This window comes from Pseudomonas fluorescens, from assembly GCF_019212185.1.
In the GTDB taxonomy this organism is placed as follows: domain Bacteria; phylum Pseudomonadota; class Gammaproteobacteria; order Pseudomonadales; family Pseudomonadaceae; genus Aquipseudomonas.
The window spans coordinates 4834701-4853175 of the sequence record NZ_CP078138.1 but is presented as its reverse complement, the minus strand read 5'-3'; the positions used below and the strand labels follow the sequence as shown (position 1 = coordinate 4853175).

Sequence of the window (18475 nt, the reverse complement as noted above, 5' to 3'; positions counted from 1 at the left end):
TTTATCCCGCCATCGCCAACCGATTGCGCCCTTCGCGCTTGGCCACGTACAGTGCATTATCGGCGCGGCGCAGCAAACTGTCCGCAGACTCCCCTGGCAACAAGGTTGAACAGCCCAGGCTGACCGTCAGCTCGATGCGTGTGTTGGCGGCCCAATAGTCAGTGCTCTGCGCGGCATAACGCAGGCGCTCGCCGACCAGTGCGGCCGACTCTCGGCTGGTGTTGGAAAGCAGAATCAAAAACTCCTCGCCGCCATAACGAAACACCATGTCGACGTTGCGCAGTTGCTGTTTGATCGACGCAGCGACCTCCCTCAACACATGATCTCCGGCAGCGTGGCCGTGGGTGTCATTGACGCTCTTGAAGTGATCGATATCCAGCATCAGCAATGACAGGGGTTGCCGGTGACGCCTCGACATGTCGATTTCCCGTTGCAGGGTCTGTTCCATGGCGATGCGGTTGCCGGTACCCGTCAGCGGGTCGCGCAGCGCCCTTTGCGTCGCGGCACGATAGAGCAAGGCGTTGCGGATCGGGAACAGTAACGTCGATAACAGGGATTCAAGCTGGGCCTGCTCGTGATCGCTGAAGCGTTGATTACGCCGAAACACCAGGTCGCCCAGGTGCTGGCCCTCGTGGCTCAAGCTGTAACTCACCAAATGATGCCCGCGTTGGCCGAATTCCAGGCGTAGATCGCTCGCGGCGTACTGATAGACCAGTGCGTCCACTGGCACCAGGCGTTGCAACTCACGAAAAAACAGGCCGAGGATGCGCTGCGGCTCAAGGCTGGTTTGCAGCTGCTGGCTCATCCGCTGACGCAACTGGGCCAGGCTCGCGGGCCGGGGCAACAGCGGGGGGATCTGTCCAAAGCCCAGGCGTTGCAATTTGGCGCTATCAAAGTCGATAGCCTGGGGCTGGGTAGGAGATTTCATGGTTTTTATCACTCAAACACTGCCTGCTTCTCGCCACTTAGAGCGAAAGACCGGCGATCGGTTCCTTTGAGCCTGAACCTACTGGAGTGACTTTTCCGAGCCTGGCTTGACGGCATGCCAGGCTCGGACGGCGCATTTACTGGGCGTCGAATGCCTGGCCGTTGATGCCGCTGCTGTCCGGACCCATGAGGTACAGGTAGACCGGCATGATGTCCTCTGGCGCAGGGTTGTTGGTCGGGTTTTCCCCTGGGTACGCTTGCGCACGCATGCTGGTGCGCGTCGCTCCGGGGTTGATGCTATTGGCGCGAACAGGCGCGACATTTTCCACTTCGTCGGCGAGGGTCTGCATCAGGCCTTCGGTGGCGAACTTCGACACGCCATAGGCGCCCCAGTAGGCGCGGCCCTTGCGACCGACACTGCTGGACGTGAAGATCACCGAGGCGTCGCTGGACAATTTGAGCAGCGGCAGCAAGGTGCTGGTCAGCATGAACATGGCATTGACGTTGACTTGCATGACGCGCATGAAGTTTTCACCGGACAACTGCTCGATCGGCGTGCGTGGGCCGATGATCGAGGCGTTGTGCAGCAGGCCGTCGAGATGGCCGAATTCGGTCTCGATCATGGCCGCCAGTTCGTCGTACTGGTGCGGCAGGGCGGTTTCCAGGTTGAAGGGGATCACCGCTGGCTGTGGATGACCGGCGGACTCGATTTCATCGTAGACCTGGCTCAGGTTGGCCTCGGTCTTGCCCAGCAGCAGCACGGTGGCACCGTGGGCGGCGTAGGTCTTGGCGGCGGCGGCACCGATGCCGCGACCCGCGCCGGTCACCAGAATGACTCGGCCCTTGAGCAGTTCCGGGCGAGCGGAATAATCAAACATAAAAACCTCATGACAAATTCAACAGGAGGATGAACGCCGGACTCGTGGCGAGCACCGTGCCTTCATCTCGTGATCAGCCTGCTCAGCAGCCGCAAAGGGCGTTGTCCAGTACTTTGCGCAGTTCCAGCGGATGATCCACCACCACATCGGCGCCCCAGTTCCTCGGGTTGTCGTCCGGGTGGATGTAGCCGTAGGTAACAGCGGCGGTACGGGTGCCGGCATCGCGCCCCGACTCGATGTCGCGCAGGTCATCGCCGACAAACAGCACGCTGGCCGGATCGAGGTCGAGCATCTTGCACGCCAGGATCAACGGCTCGGGATCGGGTTTGCTGTTCTTTACGTGGTCCGGGCAGATCAGCAGGGCCGAGCGCTCGGCGAGCCCCAGTTGCTGCATGATCGGTTCGGCGAAGCGCAACGGCTTGTTGGTGACCACGCCCCAGATCAGCCTGGCCTGTTCGATATCGGCCAGCAATTCGCCCATGCCGTCGAACAGCTTGCTGTGCACCGCGCAGCCTTTGACATAGCGCTCGAGGAACTCCAGGCGCAGCTCTTCAAAGCCGGGCGACTCCGGATCCATCATGAAGGTGGCAGCGACCATCGCCCGGGCGCCGCCGGAGATCTCGTCGCGAATGCGCTTGTCCGGAATAGCTGGCATCTGGCGGTCGAGGAGCATGTCCTGGCAGATGGCGATGAAGTCCGGCGCGGTGTCGAGCAGGGTGCCGTCCATGTCGAAAAGAACTGCTCTGATTGCCATGGGCTTACTCCTCGCGCAGGGTCTGGATCATATAGTTGACGTCAACGTCGGCGGCCAGCTTGTAGTGCTTGGTCAGCGGGTTGTAGGTCAGGCCGATGATGTCCTTGACGGTCAGGCCGGCCGCGCGACTCCAGGCACCCAGTTCGGAAGGGCGGATGAACTTCTTGAAGTCGTGGGTGCCGCGAGGCAGCAGCTTCATGATGTATTCGGCGCCGACGATGGCGAACAGGTAGGCCTTCGGGTTGCGGTTGATGGTCGAGAAGAATACCTGGCCGCCGGGTTTGACCATGCGCATGCAGGCACGAATCACCGACGATGGATCGGGTACGTGTTCGAGCATTTCCAGGCAGGTGACCACATCGAACTGCTCCGGCATCTCTTCAGCCAGGGCTTCGGCGGTGATCTGCCGGTACTCGACGCTGACACCGGATTCGAGTTGGTGCAGTTGGGCGACAGCCAGCGGTGCCTCACCCATGTCGATGCCCATCACCGTGGCGCCACGCTGGGCCATGGATTCGCTGAGAATGCCGCCGCCGCAGCCGACGTCCAGCACCTTCTTGCCGGCCAGTTTGACGCGTTCGTCAATCCAGTTGACCCGCAGCGGGTTGATATCGTGCAGGGGCTTGAACTCGCTTTCGCGGTCCCACCAGCGATGGGCCAGGGCCTCGAATTTGGCAATTTCAGCGTGGTCGACGTTGCTCATGGATATTCCTCTGAATCTGAAAAATTCTGCTGTCAGCCTTGAGGGCGGCTCAAGGCTCCATTCTATTGGGTATGACCGCTGATGCGCTGGCCCCAGGCATTGGCTGTGGCGCACAGTTGTTGTTCATCGAGGCGCGTCAGGCGCCGGTCGTCGAGCAATTGCTTGCCAGCGACCCACAGGTGTTTCACACAATCGCGGCCAGTGGCATAAATGAGCTGGGACACCGGGTCGTAAATCGGCTGTTGAGCCAGTCCAGACAAGTCGAAACACACCAGGTCGGCCGCCTTGCCGACTTCCAGCGAGCCGATTTCGCTTTCCAGGCCGAGCGCGCGGGCGCCGTTGAGGGTGGCCATGCGCAGCGCGCGATGGGCATCCAGAGCTGCGGCCGAGCCGGCGACAGCCTTGGCCAGCAGGGCTGCGGTGCGGGTTTCGCCGAGTAAGTCGAGATCGTTATTGCTGGCCGCGCCATCGGTACCGATTGCCACATTGACGCCGGCCTGCCAAAGGCGTTCCACCGGGCAGAAGCCGCTGGCCAGTTTCAGGTTGGATTCCGGACAGTGGATCACGCTGCTGTTGCTTTCTACCAGCAGTCCGAGGTCGTCATCGCTGATCTGGGTCATGTGCACAGCCTGGAAGCGGGGTCCGAGCAGCCCCATCCGTGCCAAGCGCTCCAGCGGTCGTTCGCCGTGTTGCTCGACCGCCTGTTGCACCTCCGAGGCGGTTTCGTGGACGTGCATGTGGATGGGCGCATCCAGTTCCTCAGCGATCACCCGGATTTTTTCCAGGTTTTCGTCGCCGACGGTATAGGGAGCATGAGGGCCGAAGGCGATCTTGATTCGCGGATGGTGCTTCAAATCGCCGAACAGCTCGACACCTTGGCGAATCGCTTCGTCGGCGTTGCTGGCTCCAGGGATCGGGAAATCAAGGATTGGAATGGCAATCTGTGCTCGAATTCCGCTGTTGTGCACCCGCTCACTGGCAACTTTCGGGAAGAAATACATGTCCGAAAAACAGCTGATGCCGCCTTTGATCTGCTCGGCAATCGCCAGGTCGGTGCCATCGCGCACGAACGCCTCGTCGACCCATTTGCCCTCGGCTGGCCAGATATGCTGCTCCAGCCAGGTCATCAGCGGCAGGTCATCGGCCAGACCGCGAAACAGCGTCATCGCCGCATGTCCGTGGGCATTGATCAGGCCGGGGCTGAGCAACGTGCCCGGCAACTCGCGGATTTCCCTGGCGGCAAGCTTCAGTGCTTCGCGGCGCGGGCCGATAAAGGCAATGCGCCCATCGCGAATGCCCAGGCCATGCTCTTTGAGGACCACGCCGGCAGGTTCGACAGGCACCAGCCAGGTCGGCAGCAGGAGAAGGTCAAGCGCAGCAACAGGGGTGGGCATCAAGAATTCGGTCCAGTGCTTTTATGAAGGATGGCGAAGTATACCCGAGCGTCTTCGCGGGGGGATCGCTATAATCGACGGCTTTTGTTCATGGCTACGGGGTAAGGGATGCGCGATCGACTGTTGGCTACTGAAAAGGTGAAAGCCATCGATTGGCGCGATGGCACGCTGTTCCTGCTGGACCAGCGTGTTTTGCCGTTCGAGCAGACCTGGATTGCCTGCACCGACGTGTCCGGCGTGGCTGAGGCCATTCGTTCGATGCAGGTGCGCGGTGCCTCGGCAATCGGCATTGCTGCTGCTTATGGCATGGTGCTCGCCGTGCGCGCGCGGATTGCCGAAGGCAGTGACTGGTACGCGGCGCTGGAAGAAGATTTCGCACTGCTGGCTGACGCTCGTCCTACGGCGGCACACCTGTTCTGGGCGCTGAACCGTATGCATGATCGACTGGATCGCCTAAAGGACAATGCCGATCCGGTGGCGACCCTGGAGGCCGAGGCCGTTGCCATCCATGAAAGCGACCGCGAAGCCAACCTGACCATGGCCCAGTTGGGTGTGGACGTGATCCGCAGGCATCAGGGCAATGCCCAGGCGATCCTGACCCATTGCAATGCTGGCGCGTTGGCCACGGGTGGGTTCGGTACTGCCCTGGGGGTGATTCGCGGGGCGTTCCTGGAAGGGATGGTCGAGCGCGTCTACGTCAATGAAACCCGTCCCTGGCTGCAGGGCTCGCGGCTGACTGCATGGGAACTGCTCAACGAAGAGATTCCGGTGACCCTGAATGCCGACTCCGCGGCGGCCCATATCCTCAAGGCCAAGGGTATTACCTGGGTCATAGTGGGTGCCGACCGGATCGCCGCCAATGGCGATGTGGCGAGCAAGATCGGTACCTATCAGCTGGCGGTCAATGCCATGCATCACGGCGTGCGTTTCATGGTGGTGGCGCCGAGTTCGACGATCGATATGCACACCGCCAGTGGCGAGGACATTCCGCTGGAAGAGCGCGATGGTGACGAATTGCTCGCCGTCGGCAGCGTGCGGGTGGGGGCGGATGTCGAGGTCTTCAATCCCGTGTTCGATGTGACCCCGGCGGACCTGATTGACGTGATCGTCACCGAAAAAGGCATCGTCGAGCGGCCAGATACCGCGAAAATGGCGCAGTTGATGTGCCGCAAGCGGTTGCATTGAGGGTGGGTGGGCCCCATCGCACCGCCGCGATGACGCCATAAAGTGCAATGAAATCGCCCGATTTCGGCACAGTTTCCCCTCGCGAAACCTCTCAGAGCCCCTCAGCTCTTGCTCAAGCCTGTCATCGGTCAACTAACTATGCTCCATGCGCATCTGGGGGATAGGTGCGTGGCGGCTCTTGTGATAACATCCGGCGGTTTCCAAGGCAGCCCTGCGGGGATGCCTTCACTGCGCAGATCCATGGCTTAACTCGTTGATTTGTCGTAAGTCGATGTATGGCACTCAGCCTGCAGCGACGAGCTTCGTTGGTCCTGACGAAGTTTCACCAGAAAAAGGAATCAGGCTTCTCATGGGCGAACTGGCCAAAGAAATCCTACCGGTCAATATCGAAGACGAGCTGAAGCAGTCCTACCTCGACTACGCAATGAGCGTAATTGTCGGGCGGGCACTGCCTGATGCGCGCGATGGCTTGAAGCCCGTGCATCGGCGAGTGCTGTTCGCGATGAGCGAGCTGGGTAACGACTTCAACAAGCCGTACAAGAAATCTGCCCGTGTAGTCGGTGACGTGATCGGTAAGTATCACCCGCACGGTGATACCGCGGTGTACGACACCATCGTTCGTATGGCGCAGCCATTCTCGCTGCGTTACCTGCTGGTCGACGGCCAGGGCAACTTCGGTTCGGTCGACGGCGACAACGCCGCGGCGATGCGATACACCGAAGTGCGCATGACCAAGCTGGCGCATGAGCTGCTGGCTGACCTGCACAAGGAAACCGTGGACTGGGTGCCGAACTACGACGGCACAGAAATGATCCCGGCGGTCATGCCGACCCGTATTCCGAACCTGCTGGTCAACGGCTCCAGCGGTATCGCCGTGGGCATGGCGACCAACATCCCGCCACACAACCTCGGTGAAGTGATCGACGGTTGCCTGGCGCTCATCGACAATCCCGAGCTGACTGTCGACGAGCTGATGCAATACATTCCCGGTCCGGACTTCCCGACTGCTGCGATCATCAACGGTCGTGCCGGCATCATCGAGGCCTACCGTACCGGTCGCGGCCGCATTTACATGCGTGCTCGCTCGACCATCGAGGACATCGACAAGGTCGGCGGTCGCCAGCAGATCGTCATCACCGAACTTCCTTACCAGTTGAACAAGGCGCGCCTGATCGAGAAGATCGCCGAGCTGGTTAAAGAGAAGAAGCTCGAAGGTATCACTGAGCTGCGCGACGAGTCCGACAAGGACGGCATGCGCGTCGTGATCGAGTTGCGTCGCGGCGAAGTGCCTGAGGTCATCCTCAACAACCTCTACGCGCAGACCCAACTGCAAGCGGTGTTCGGTATCAACATCGTTGCGCTGATCGACGGCCGTCCACGGATCCTCAACCTCAAGGATCTGCTGGAAGCCTTCGTCCGTCACCGTCGCGAAGTGGTGACCCGCCGTACCGTGTTCGAACTGCGCAAGGCGCGTGAACGCGGTCACATCCTTGAAGGTCAAGCGGTTGCCCTGTCGAACATCGACCCGGTCATCGCCCTGATCAAGGCCTCGCCAACGCCGTCGGAAGCCAAGGAAGCGCTGGTCAGCACGCCTTGGGAATCCTCGGCCGTCGTTGCGATGGTGGAGCGTGCCGGCGCCGATTCCTGCCGTCCGGAAAACCTCGATCCGCAATACGGTCTGCGCGACGGCAAGTACTTCCTCTCACCAGAGCAGGCGCAAGCCATTCTGGAGCTGCGTCTGCACCGCCTGACCGGCCTGGAGCACGAGAAGCTGCTGGCCGAGTACCAGGAAATCCTCAACCAGATCGGCGAGCTGATCCGCATCCTCAATAGCGCCACGCGCCTGATGGAAGTGATCCGCGAAGAGCTGGAAGTGATCCGTGCCGAGTACGGCGATGTGCGTCGCACCGAGATCCTCGATGCCCGCCTGGACCTGACCCTGGGTGACATGATCCCGGAAGAAGAGCGCGTCGTGACCATTTCCCATGGCGGCTATGCCAAGACCCAGCCGCTGGCTGCGTACCAGGCCCAGCGTCGTGGCGGTAAAGGCAAATCGGCTACCGGCGTCAAGGATGAGGACTACATCGCCCACCTGCTGGTTGCCAACAGCCACACCACGCTGCTGCTGTTCTCCAGCAAGGGCAAGGTTTACTGGCTGAAAACCTACGAAATCCCGGAAGCGTCCCGCGCTGCCCGTGGTCGTCCGCTGGTCAACCTGTTGCCACTGGATGATGGTGAGTACATCACCACCATGCTGCCGGTCGAGGAGTACACCGAAGGTCACTTCATCTTCATGGCCACCGCCAACGGCACCGTGAAGAAGACCCCGCTGGAATCCTTTAGCCGTCAGCGCAGCGTTGGTCTGATCGCGTTGGAACTGGACGAAGGCGACGTGCTGATCTCTGCAGCCATCACCGATGGCGAGCGTGAAGTCATGCTGTTCTCCGACGGTGGCAAGGTAACTCGCTTCAAGGAATCCGACGTACGCGCCATGGGCCGTACTGCTCGTGGTGTTCGCGGCATGCGCCTGCCGGAAGGCCAGAAGCTGATTTCCATGCTGATCCCGGAAGAAGGTAGTCAGATCCTCACCGCTTCGGCGCGTGGTTACGGCAAGCGTACCGCCATCACCGAGTTCCCGGAGTACAAGCGTGGCGGCCAGGGTGTTATTGCCATGGTCAGCAACGACCGTAACGGCCGTCTGGTCGGTGCGGTGCAGGTGCTCGACGGCGAGGAAATCATGCTGATTTCCGACCAGGGCACTCTGGTTCGTACCCGTGTCGACGAAGTTTCCAGCCTGGGTCGTAACACCCAGGGCGTGACCCTGATTAAGCTGGCCAGCGACGAAACGCTGGTAGGCCTTGAGCGGGTACAGGAGCCGTCGGAAGTCGAAGGTGAAGAGCTGGAAGGTGAAGAGGGTGCAGTGTTCGAGGGCGAGATCGTGATTGACGATCTTGCCGAGGACCAGCAGCTCGACGCCGCCGCTGACGAAGAGCCGCAGGAATAAACAGGCAAGCAGGGGGCGGATGAGAATTCGCCCCCTTGTTGTTTATCCCTTTTGAATTTTTTGCCCCTGTAGGAGCGAGCTTGCTCGCGATGGACGACAACGATAACGCGGGAATTCTGGTATCGCGCAGCGTCCTCAGGTTTCTCGCGAGCAAGCTCGCTCCTACAAGGGTTGATTGAATGTAGATACCACCAAATCAGAGCGAGAGTGGATGTGAGCAAGAGAGCCTATAACTTCTGTGCCGGTCCTGCGGCGCTTCCCGAAGCTGTCCTGAAGCGCGCCCAGGGTGAACTCCTCGACTGGCACGGCAAGGGCCTTTCGGTCATGGAAATGAGCCATCGCAGCGATGAGTTCGTGTCCATTGCGACCAAGGCCGAGCAGGATCTGCGTGATCTGCTGAATATCCCCTCGAACTATAAAGTGCTGTTTCTGCAGGGCGGCGCCAGCCAGCAATTTGCCCAGATTCCGCTGAACCTGTTGCCGGAAAATGGCAGCGCCGACTATATCGACACCGGTATCTGGTCGCAGAAAGCCATTGAAGAAGCCTCGCGCTACGGCCACGTCAATGTTGCCGCGACCGCCAAGCCTTACGATTACTTCGCCATTCCCGGCCAGAACGAGTGGAAGTTGTCCAAGGACGCGGCCTACGTTCACTACGCGCCGAACGAAACCATTGGCGGTCTTGAGTTTCAGTGGATTCCGGAAGTCGGCGATGTGCCGCTAGTGGCCGACATGTCTTCCGACATTCTCTCGCGTCCTGTGGATATTTCGCGTTTCGGCATGATCTACGCCGGTGCGCAGAAAAACATCGGCCCGAGCGGCATCGTCGTCAACATCATTCGCGAAGACCTGCTGGGCAAGGCGCGCTCGCTGTGCCCAACCATGCTCGACTACAAGGTAGCAGCCGATAATGGCTCGATGTACAACACCCCGCCGACCCTGGCCTGGTACCTCTCGGGGCTGGTCTTCGAGTGGTTGAAAGAGCAGGGGGGTGTCGAAGCCATCGGCAAGCTCAACGACGTCAAGCAGCGCACCCTGTACGACTTCATCGACGCCAGTGGCCTGTACAACAACCCGATCAACAAGTCCGATCGCTCGTGGATGAACGTGCCGTTCCGCCTGGCCGATGATCGCCTGGACAAGCCGTTCCTGGTCGGTGCCGAGGCGCGCGGGCTGCTCAACCTCAAGGGTCACCGTTCGGTCGGCGGCATGCGTGCCTCTATCTACAACGCCGTCGACATCCATGGTGTCAACGCGCTGGTTTCGTACATGGCAGAGTTCGAGAAGGAACATGGCTAATGTCTGAGCAAGAACTCAAGGCACTGCGCGTTCGCATTGATGCCCTGGACACTAAAGTCCTGGAGCTGATCAGTGAGCGTGCACGTTGCGCCCAGGAAGTCGCGCGGGTAAAGATGGCCTCGCTGGCCGAAGGCGAAGTGCCAGTGTTCTACCGTCCCGAGCGTGAAGCTCAGGTGCTCAAGCGCGTGATGGAGCGTAACCAGGGGCCGCTGGGCAACGAAGAGATGGCGCGTTTGTTCCGCGAAATCATGTCTTCTTGCCTGGCGCTCGAGCAGCCGCTGAAAGTGGCTTACCTCGGCCCTGAGGGTACGTTCACCCAGGCGGCGGCGATGAAACATTTCGGTCACGCGGTGATCAGCAAGCCGATGGCAGCCATCGACGAGGTGTTCCGCGAAGTGGCGGCGGGCGCGGTGAATTTTGGTGTTGTGCCGGTGGAAAACTCCACTGAAGGCGCGGTCAACCACACCCTGGACAGTTTCCTCGAGCACGACATGGTCATCTGTGGCGAAGTCGAGTTGCGGATCCACCACCACCTGCTGGTCGGTGAAAACACCAAAACTGACAGCATCAGCCGCATTTACTCCCACGCCCAGTCTCTGGCCCAGTGCCGTAAGTGGCTGGATGCCCATTACCCGAACGTCGAGCGTGTTGCCGTGTCGAGCAATGCCGAGGCGGCCAAGCGGGTCAAGGGTGAGTGGAACTCGGCAGCGATTGCCGGCGACATGGCTGCCGGCCTGTATGGCTTGACCCGCCTGGCCGAGAAAATCGAGGACCGTCCGGACAACTCCACGCGGTTCCTGATGATCGGTAACCAGGAAGTGCCGCCGACCGGTGACGACAAGACGTCGATCATTGTGTCGATGAGCAACAAGCCGGGTGCGCTGCATGAGTTGCTGGTGCCATTCCACGATAACGGGATCGACCTGACGCGTATCGAGACTCGTCCGTCGCGCAGTGGCAAGTGGACCTATGTGTTCTTCATCGATTTCGTCGGCCACCACCGTGATCCGCTGGTAAAAGGTGTGCTGGAAAAAATCAGTCAGGAAGCAGTGGCACTCAAAGTGCTGGGTTCCTACCCGAAAGCAGTTCTCTAAGGGCATAGACAATGAGCGGCGACTTCCTCGCCCTGGCGCAGCCGGGCGTGCAACAACTTTCGCCTTACGTTCCGGGCAAGCCCGTGGACGAACTGGCCCGTGAGCTGGATCTGGAGCCGGCCAGCATCGTCAAGCTGGCGAGCAACGAAAACCCGCTGGGCGCCAGTCCCAGGGCTCTGGCGGCGATCCGTGAAGAGCTGGCCGAGCTGACCCGTTACCCGGATGGCAACGGCTTCGCGCTCAAGAGCCTGCTGGCCGAGCAGTGCCGGGTCGACCTTAATCAGGTGACCTTGGGCAATGGCTCCAACGACATCCTCGAGTTGGTGGCGCGTGCCTACCTGGCTCCGGGCTTGAACGCGGTGTTCAGCGAGCACGCGTTTGCCGTTTATCCGATTGTCACCCAGGCGGTCGGTGCCGACGCGCGCGTGATCCCGGCGAAAGACTGGGGGCACGACCTGGCGGCCATGCTGCAGGCGATCGATAGCAATACCCGCGTGGTATTCATCGCCAACCCGAACAACCCGACCGGGACTTGGTTCAGTGCCGAAGCGCTGGATGAGTTCCTGCAGGACGTGCCTGAGGGTGTACTGGTAGTTCTGGACGAGGCGTACATCGAGTATGCCGAGGGCAGTGATTTGCCGGACGGCCTGGACTTCCTCGCCGCGTACCCGAACCTGCTGGTGTCGCGTACCTTCTCCAAGGCCTATGGCCTGGCAGCGCTGCGCGTGGGTTATGGCTTGTCGACAGCGGTGGTCGCGGATGTGCTGAACCGTGTACGCCAGCCGTTCAACGTCAATAGCCTGGCATTGGCCGCAGCCTGCGCAGCTTTGAAAGACGAAGAGTACCTGGCTGAAAGCCGCCGTCTGAACGATGCCGGCATGCAGCAGTTGGAAGCGGGCTTTCGTGCATTGGGGTTGAGCTGGATTCCGTCGCGAGGCAATTTCCTCTGTGTGGATCTGGGGCAGGTGGCTGCGCCTATCTTCCAGGGGCTGTTGCGTGAAGGGGTGATCGTGCGTCCGGTGGCCAACTACGGTATGCCGAACCACTTGCGCGTCACCATCGGCCTGCCGGCAGAAAACACACGCTTCCTCGAGGCGTTGAGCAAGGTTCTGGCACGTGGTTGATGTGATTGCCGTGGCACCTGTCGTACCTGTGGTCGGCCGCCTGGTGGTGGTCGGCCTGGGCTTGATCGGTGGGTCGTTCGCCAAGGGGTTGCGTGAAAGCGGCTTGTGCCGGGAAGTGGTCGGCGTCGATCTGGATCCGCAATCGCGCAAGCTCGCGGTTGAGTTGGGAGTGGTCGATCGTTGCGAGGATGACTTGGCCAGCGCCTGTGTGGGGGCTGATGTCATTCAGTTGGCAGTGCCGATCCTGGCGATGGAAAAACTGCTGGCGATCCTGGCTGGCATGGACCTCGGGTCGGCGATCCTCACCGACGTCGGTAGTGCCAAAGGTAATGTGGTACGCGCTGCGACCCGTGCTTTTGGCGGCATGCCAGCGCGTTTCGTGCCAGGGCATCCCATCGCCGGCTCCGAGCAGAGTGGGGTGGAGGCTTCCAACACCGAGCTGTTCCGTCGGCACAAGGTGATTCTCACGCCGCTGGAGCAGACCGATCCTGCGGCGCTGGCCGTGGTGGATCGGCTGTGGCGCGAGTTGGGTGCCGATGTCGAGCACATGCAGGTGGAGCGCCACGATGAAGTGCTGGCGGCTACCAGCCATTTGCCGCACTTGCTGGCCTTTGGTCTTGTTGATTCGCTGGCCAAGCGCAATGAAAATCTCGAGATCTTCCGTTACGCTGCGGGCGGTTTCCGTGATTTCACAAGAATCGCCGGAAGCGACCCGGTCATGTGGCACGACATCTTCCTCGCTAATCGCGAAGCTGTCCTGCGCACACTCGATACATTTCGCAGCGACCTCGACGCCTTGCGCGACGCGGTCGATGCAGGGGATGGGCACCAATTATTGGGCGTGTTCACGCGCGCCCGGGTTGCCCGCGAGCATTTCAGTAAAATCCTTGCCCGCCGGGCCTATGTGGACGCTATGAATTCCAACGATCTGATTTTCCTGGCTCAACCTGGTGGCCGCTTGTCCGGTCGGATTCGCGTACCAGGTGACAAATCGATTTCCCATCGCTCGATCATGCTCGGCTCGCTGGCTGAAGGTGTTACCGAAGTCGAAGGCTTCCTCGAGGGCGAAGATGCCCTGGCAACCCTACAAGCCTTCCGCGACATGGGCGTGGTCATCGAGGGTCCGCACCATGGTCGCGTGACTATTCATGGTGTGGGTCTGCATGGCTTGAAACCGGCGCCAGGCCCTATCTACCTGGGCAACTCCGGTACTTCGATGCGTTTGCTGTCCGGCCTGCTGGCCGCACAGAGCTTCGATAGCACCTTGACTGGCGACGCGTCGCTGTCCAAGCGTCCAATGAATCGCGTGGCGAACCCGCTGCGTGAAATGGGTGCAGTGATCGAAACCGCCGCCGACGGCCGTCCACCGATGATCATTCGCGGTGGTCATGCACTCAAGGGCCTGACCTACACCATGCCAATGGCCAGTGCCCAGGTTAAGTCCTGCCTGTTACTGGCGGGTTTGTACGCGGAAGGTAAAACCACCGTGACCGAGCCGGCGCCTACCCGAGATCATACCGAGCGTATGCTGCGTGGTTTCGGTTACCCGGTCAGCGTCGAGGGCGCAACCGCCTCGGTCGAGTCTGGCCATAAACTGACCGCTACCCACATTGAAGTGCCGGGTGATATTTCTTCTTCGGCATTCTTCCTGGTGGCGGCGTCGATTGCCGAGGGTTCCGAGCTGGTGCTTGAGCACGTTGGCATCAACCCGACCCGTACCGGCGTTATCGATATCCTGCGCCTGATGGGCGCCGACATTACCCTGGAAAACCAGCGTGAAGTCGGCGGTGAGCCGGTTGCGGACCTGCGAGTGCGCGCGGCCAAGCTCAAGGGCATCGAGATTCCCGAGGAATTGGTACCGCTGGCGATCGACGAGTTCCCAGTATTGTTCGTCGCCGCAGCCTGTGCTGAAGGCCGGACCATCCTGCGCGGTGCCGAAGAGCTGCGGGTCAAGGAATCCGATCGCATCCAGGTCATGGCCGATGGTCTTCTGGCGTTGGGCGTGAAATGCGAGCCTACTGCCGATGGCATCATCATTGATGGCGGCCAGATCGGCGGCGGCGAAGTCCATGGTCACGGTGACCACCGAATCGCCATGGCATTCAGCGTCGCTTCGTTGCGGGCTAATGCGCCGATCCGCATCCATGATTGCGCCAACGTCGCGACATCCTTCCCGAACTTCCTGGCGTTGTGCGCGCAGGTCGGTATCCGTGTTGCCGAAGAGGCTCAGTCGTGAAAAGCATTGCTCCCGTTATCACCATCGACGGCCCTAGCGGGTCTGGCAAAGGTACTATTGCCGGCATGCTCGCCAGGCGCCTGAGCTGGAATCTGCTGGATTCCGGAGCGCTGTATCGGCTGCTGGCATTCGCTGCACGCAATCATGGTGTCGACCTGACCAATGAAGAGTTGCTGACAAAACTTGCCGCGCATCTGGATGTGCAATTCATCGCGGCGACGGACGGTCAACTGCAGCGGATCATCCTTGAAGGTGATGAAGTCAGCGATGCTATTCGTACCGAAAGCGCCGGTGCCGGCGCTTCGCAGATTGCTGCGCTGCCTGCGGTGCGTGACGCGCTGTTGCAACGCCAGCGCGCCTTTCAGGAGTTTCCGGGCCTGGTGGCTGACGGTCGCGACATGGGCACCGTGGTGTTTCCCGATGCGCCGTTGAAGATTTTCCTGACCGCCAGCGCCGAGGAGCGGGCTCGTCGCCGATATTTGCAGTTGAAGGGCAAAGGCGAGGATGTTAGTCTGTCGAGTCTGCTAGATGAGATCCGTGTGCGCGATGAGCGCGACACCCAGCGCGCTGTAGCCCCGCTCAAGCCGGCGGCCGACGCGATCCAGCTGGATTCCACGGAGTTGTCCATCGATCAGGTGCTTGAACGCATCATGAGCGAGATCGCCATTCGCGATATCGCCGGGTGACCAAGAAGGCCACAGGGGACCAGTCATAGTCCTGCGGTGCTTCTTTTAAATGAAACTGACCCACATCGTCTGGGATGTGGAGATGGGCGTATTTTTCGCCCTTATCAACAGGAATTAAAATGAGCGAAAGCTTTGCGGAACTCTTTGAAGAAAGCCTAAAGACCCTGAACCTTCAGGCAGGCTCCATCATCACCGGTGTTATCGTTGATATCGATTACCAAGCTCGCTGGGTAACTGTTCACGCTGGCCTGAAGTCCGAAGCACTGATCCCTCTGGAGCAGTTCTACAACGACGCTGGCGAACTGAACATCAACGTCGGTGACGAAGTTCACGTTGCTCTGGACTCGGTTGAAGACGGTTTCGGTGAAACCAAGCTGTCCCGTGAAAAAGCCAAGCGCGCTGAATGCTGGATCGTTCTGGAAGCAGCCTTCGCAGCTGAGGAAGTGGTCAAGGGCGTTATCAACGGTAAGGTTAAAGGCGGCTTCACTGTCGACGTTAACGGCATCCGTGCGTTCCTGCCAGGTTCCCTGGTTGACGTCCGTCCAGTGCGCGACACCACGCACCTGGAAGGCAAAGAGCTGGAATTCAAGGTCATCAAACTCGACCAGAAGCGCAACAACGTTGTCGTTTCCCGTCGTAGCGTCCTCGAAGCCGAGAACTCCGCTGAGCGTGAAGCTCTGCTGGAATCCCTGCAGGAAGGCCAGCAAGTCAAAGGTATCGTCAAGAACCTCACCGATTACGGCGCATTCGTCGATCTGGGTGGCGTCGATGGCCTGCTGCACATCACCGACATGGCTTGGAAGCGTATCAAGCACCCATCGGAAATCGTCAACGTTGGCGACGAGATCGATGTCAAGGTTCTGAAGTACGATCGCGAGCGCAATCGTGTTTCCCTGGGCCTGAAGCAACTGGGCGAAGATCCATGGGTTGCTATCAAAGCTCGTTACCCAGAAAGCACTCGCGTAACCGCGCGTGTAACCAACCTGACCGACTACGGCTGCTTCGCTGAGCTGGAAGAAGGCGTTGAAGGTCTGGTACACGTTTCCGAAATGGACTGGACCAACAAGAACATCCACCCTTCGAAAGTCGTACAAGTCGGCGACGAAGTGGAAGTTATGGTTCTGGACATCGACGAAGAGCGTCGTCGTATCTCCCTGGGCATCAAACAGTGCAAATCTAACCCATGGGAAGATTTCTCTGGCCAGTTCAACAAGGGCGATAAAATCTCCGGCACCATCAAGTCGATCACCGATTTCGGTATCTTCATTGGTCTGGACGGCGGCATCGACGGTCTGGTTCACCTGTCCGACATCTCCTGGAACGAAGTGGGCGAAGAAGCCGTGCGTCGTTTCAAGAAGGGCGACGAGCTGGACACCGTTATCCTGTCGGTTGACCCAGAGCGCGAGCGTATCTCCCTGGGTATCAAGCAACTGGAAAGCGATCCGTTCTCCGAGTACGTTCAAGAGAACGACAAAGGCGCAATCGTTAAAGGCATCGTGAAAGAAGTTGACGCTAAAGGCGCCATCATCACTCTGGCCGACGATATCGAAGCGACTCTGAAAGCCTCCGAAATCAGCCGTGACCGCATCGAAGATGCACGTAACGTTCTGAAAGAAGGCGAAGAAGTAGAAGCCAAGATCATCAGCGTTGACCGCAAGAGCCGCGTAATCCAGCTCTCGATCAAGTCGAAAGACGTTGAAGACGAGAAAGAAGCTATCCAGAGCCTGCGCGACAAGCCAGCCTCGGACAGCATCGCTGCTGGTCCTACCACTCTGGGCGACCTGTTGCGTGCACAAATGGAAAAGCAGAACTAAGTTCTGTCAGACCATAAAAAAAGGGCGACTTCGGTCGCCCTTTTTTGTGGCTGGAATTCAGTGCTGAATGCTTTGGTGAAACCAAAAGCGGGTAGCTGTTGTCTTTTTCTTCAAGCAGATCATTCGTTTATTTGAGCTAGGCTTAGCCTGAAGTCATCGACGACAGGGCAAATGCCCAGTCTAAGGAAGTGAATGAACAGATTCGGAGTGTTGCTTGTTGTGCTGGTGCTGGCAGGCTGTACCACGAACGTGAAGACTCATGCGGTACGAGGTGTCAGCGGTATCGAGATCGACTGTTCAGGGCTGGGGTCGGGCTGGGACAAGTGCTACAAGCGCGCAGACAGGGAGTGCAAGGCTCAGGGCTACAAGGTGGTTGTCAGATCGAGCGATGCCAAGGAGGAGGAGGGGGATTATCCGTTTGGCTGGAATCCGGCGGGTTATCTGACGCGGACCATGTTGGTCATTTGTCGGTGATCAAGTGTCTGACGATTCCGAATCAAATGTCGGAAAAATTACAATGGTTCTGCGAGTTGGCTCTTCTGCAGATTAGTCAATGCGTGGGCTGTTCAAATATCGTCGGGCATGCTAAAACCTTTGAAGCGCTGACCTAGCTGCTTGAAAAAGAAGGGAAAAATATGACGAAGTCGGAGTTGATCGAACGAATTGTCACCCATCAGGGCCTGCTTTCATCCAAAGATGTAGAGCTGGCTATCAAGACTATGCTTGAACAGATGTCCCAATGCCTGGCCACCGGTGATCGTATCGAGATCCGCGGCTTTGGCAGCTTTTCACTGCACTACCGCGCGCCTCGTGTAGGGCGAAACCCGAAGACGGGTCAGTCCGTCAGCCTCGACGGCAAATTCGTGCCGCATTTCAAGCCAGGTAAGGAACTGCGGGATCGGGTGAATGAAGATGAGGAAGAAGGGCTTTGACAGCCGTTTTAGAAGGAGCGAATGATGCGTAATCCCAAGGGCGTGTTTATTGCTTTCGCTCTAATTTTGCTGGTCGCGGTCGTGTTGGTGTTCATTCTGGAAAATCAACAATCGGTTTCTTTGCTATTCTTCGGCTGGACAGGCCCTCAGTTACCTTTGTCGATAGTGGTCGTGCTCGCACTTCTGTTTGGCATGTTGATTGGCCCGATTTTAGGGTGGATCTTTGCTCGTGTCGTGGGCAGACGCCAGGTCCGAATACGGTAGTGCCCTATACGGAATATGCCTGCATCACCTGTCGACCTTAACCAATAGTAAAACCCGAACTAAGCTGTAATATGCTGCGCCTGTCTGGGTAGAGGGGCAGTGCTCCTTTCGATTCAGACTGACTTTTTTCAGAAGCCTCAGGTGATTTGGCGGCTTTTGTCTTCATATACCAGACAGCGCT

Annotated in this window: 16 protein-coding genes; 11 read left to right on the top strand and 5 right to left on the bottom strand. The window is 59.2% G+C overall.

Annotated features, from left to right (window positions below):
* Position 1: 1 nt before the first annotated feature.
* The 5 genes from KW062_RS21600 to KW062_RS21580 all read right to left on the bottom strand — a co-directional run bounded on the left by KW062_RS21600 (position 2) and on the right by KW062_RS21580 (position 4656).
* Positions 2–928, bottom strand: coding sequence for a GGDEF domain-containing protein (locus tag KW062_RS21600; RefSeq protein ID WP_027620092.1), 927 nt, complete (start codon positions 926–928; stop codon positions 2–4).
* Positions 929–1064: 136 nt separating this feature from the next.
* Positions 1065–1805: a YciK family oxidoreductase gene (locus tag KW062_RS21595; RefSeq protein WP_027620093.1), complete on the bottom strand. Its 741-nt coding sequence runs from the start codon at positions 1803–1805 to the stop codon at positions 1065–1067.
* An 82-nt stretch (positions 1806–1887) separates the two neighbouring features.
* The gene (gene mupP, locus KW062_RS21590; RefSeq protein WP_027620094.1) at positions 1888–2559 is read right to left on the bottom strand and encodes an N-acetylmuramic acid 6-phosphate phosphatase MupP; all 672 of its coding nucleotides are present in this window, start codon (positions 2557–2559) and stop codon (positions 1888–1890) included.
* A 4-nt stretch (positions 2560–2563) separates the two neighbouring features.
* Entirely contained in the window at positions 2564–3262 is a 699-nt protein-coding gene (gene ubiG, locus KW062_RS21585; RefSeq protein ID WP_027620095.1) for a bifunctional 2-polyprenyl-6-hydroxyphenol methylase/3-demethylubiquinol 3-O-methyltransferase UbiG, read from the bottom strand.
* A 62-nt stretch (positions 3263–3324) separates the two neighbouring features.
* Positions 3325–4656 carry a TRZ/ATZ family hydrolase gene (locus KW062_RS21580; protein WP_027620096.1) on the bottom strand — a complete coding sequence of 444 codons (1332 nt, stop codon included), beginning with the start codon at positions 4654–4656 and terminating at the stop codon, positions 3325–3327.
* 108 nt (positions 4657–4764) lie between these two features.
* Here KW062_RS21580 and mtnA point away from each other — a divergent pair, with 108 nt between their 5' ends.
* From mtnA to KW062_RS21525, 11 genes are all read left to right on the top strand, one after another.
* Positions 4765–5841 (top strand): S-methyl-5-thioribose-1-phosphate isomerase, encoded by a 1077-nt coding sequence (gene mtnA, locus KW062_RS21575; RefSeq protein ID WP_027620097.1) that lies wholly within the window; start codon positions 4765–4767, stop codon positions 5839–5841.
* Positions 5842–6190: 349 nt separating this feature from the next.
* Entirely contained in the window at positions 6191–8845 is a 2655-nt protein-coding gene (gene gyrA, locus KW062_RS21570) for a DNA gyrase subunit A (RefSeq protein ID WP_027620098.1), read from the top strand.
* A gap of 213 nt (positions 8846–9058) precedes the next feature.
* Entirely contained in the window at positions 9059–10144 is a 1086-nt protein-coding gene (gene serC / locus KW062_RS21565) for a 3-phosphoserine/phosphohydroxythreonine transaminase (RefSeq protein WP_027620099.1), read from the top strand.
* Entirely contained in the window at positions 10144–11238 is a 1095-nt protein-coding gene (gene pheA, locus KW062_RS21560) for a prephenate dehydratase (protein ID WP_027620100.1), read from the top strand. Before serC ends, pheA begins: the two co-directional genes overlap by 1 nt.
* Before the next feature lie 11 nt (positions 11239–11249).
* A complete protein-coding gene (gene hisC, locus KW062_RS21555) occupies positions 11250–12362 on the top strand; it encodes a histidinol-phosphate transaminase (protein WP_027620101.1) in 1113 nt (370 codons plus the stop codon).
* 28 nt (positions 12363–12390) lie between these two features.
* Complete coding sequence (locus tag KW062_RS21550) at positions 12391–14598, top strand: bifunctional prephenate dehydrogenase/3-phosphoshikimate 1-carboxyvinyltransferase (RefSeq protein WP_027620102.1); 2208 nt, start codon at positions 12391–12393, stop codon at positions 14596–14598.
* Entirely contained in the window at positions 14595–15284 is a 690-nt protein-coding gene (gene cmk, locus KW062_RS21545; RefSeq protein WP_027620103.1) for a (d)CMP kinase, read from the top strand. The genes KW062_RS21550 and cmk overlap by 4 nt, the downstream gene beginning before the upstream one ends.
* 119 nt (positions 15285–15403) lie before the next feature.
* Positions 15404–17098, top strand: coding sequence for a 30S ribosomal protein S1 (gene rpsA, locus KW062_RS21540; RefSeq protein WP_027620104.1), 1695 nt, complete (start codon positions 15404–15406; stop codon positions 17096–17098).
* Positions 17099–17290: 192 nt separating this feature from the next.
* Positions 17291–17572 (top strand): hypothetical protein, encoded by a 282-nt coding sequence (locus tag KW062_RS21535; RefSeq protein WP_027620105.1) that lies wholly within the window; start codon positions 17291–17293, stop codon positions 17570–17572.
* Between the two features lie 161 nt (positions 17573–17733).
* Complete coding sequence (ihfB, locus tag KW062_RS21530) at positions 17734–18030, top strand: integration host factor subunit beta (RefSeq protein WP_003369729.1); 297 nt, start codon at positions 17734–17736, stop codon at positions 18028–18030.
* A 24-nt stretch (positions 18031–18054) separates the two neighbouring features.
* Positions 18055–18294 carry a LapA family protein gene (locus KW062_RS21525; protein ID WP_027620106.1) on the top strand — a complete coding sequence of 80 codons (240 nt, stop codon included), beginning with the start codon at positions 18055–18057 and terminating at the stop codon, positions 18292–18294.
* Positions 18295–18475: the final 181 nt, after the last annotated feature.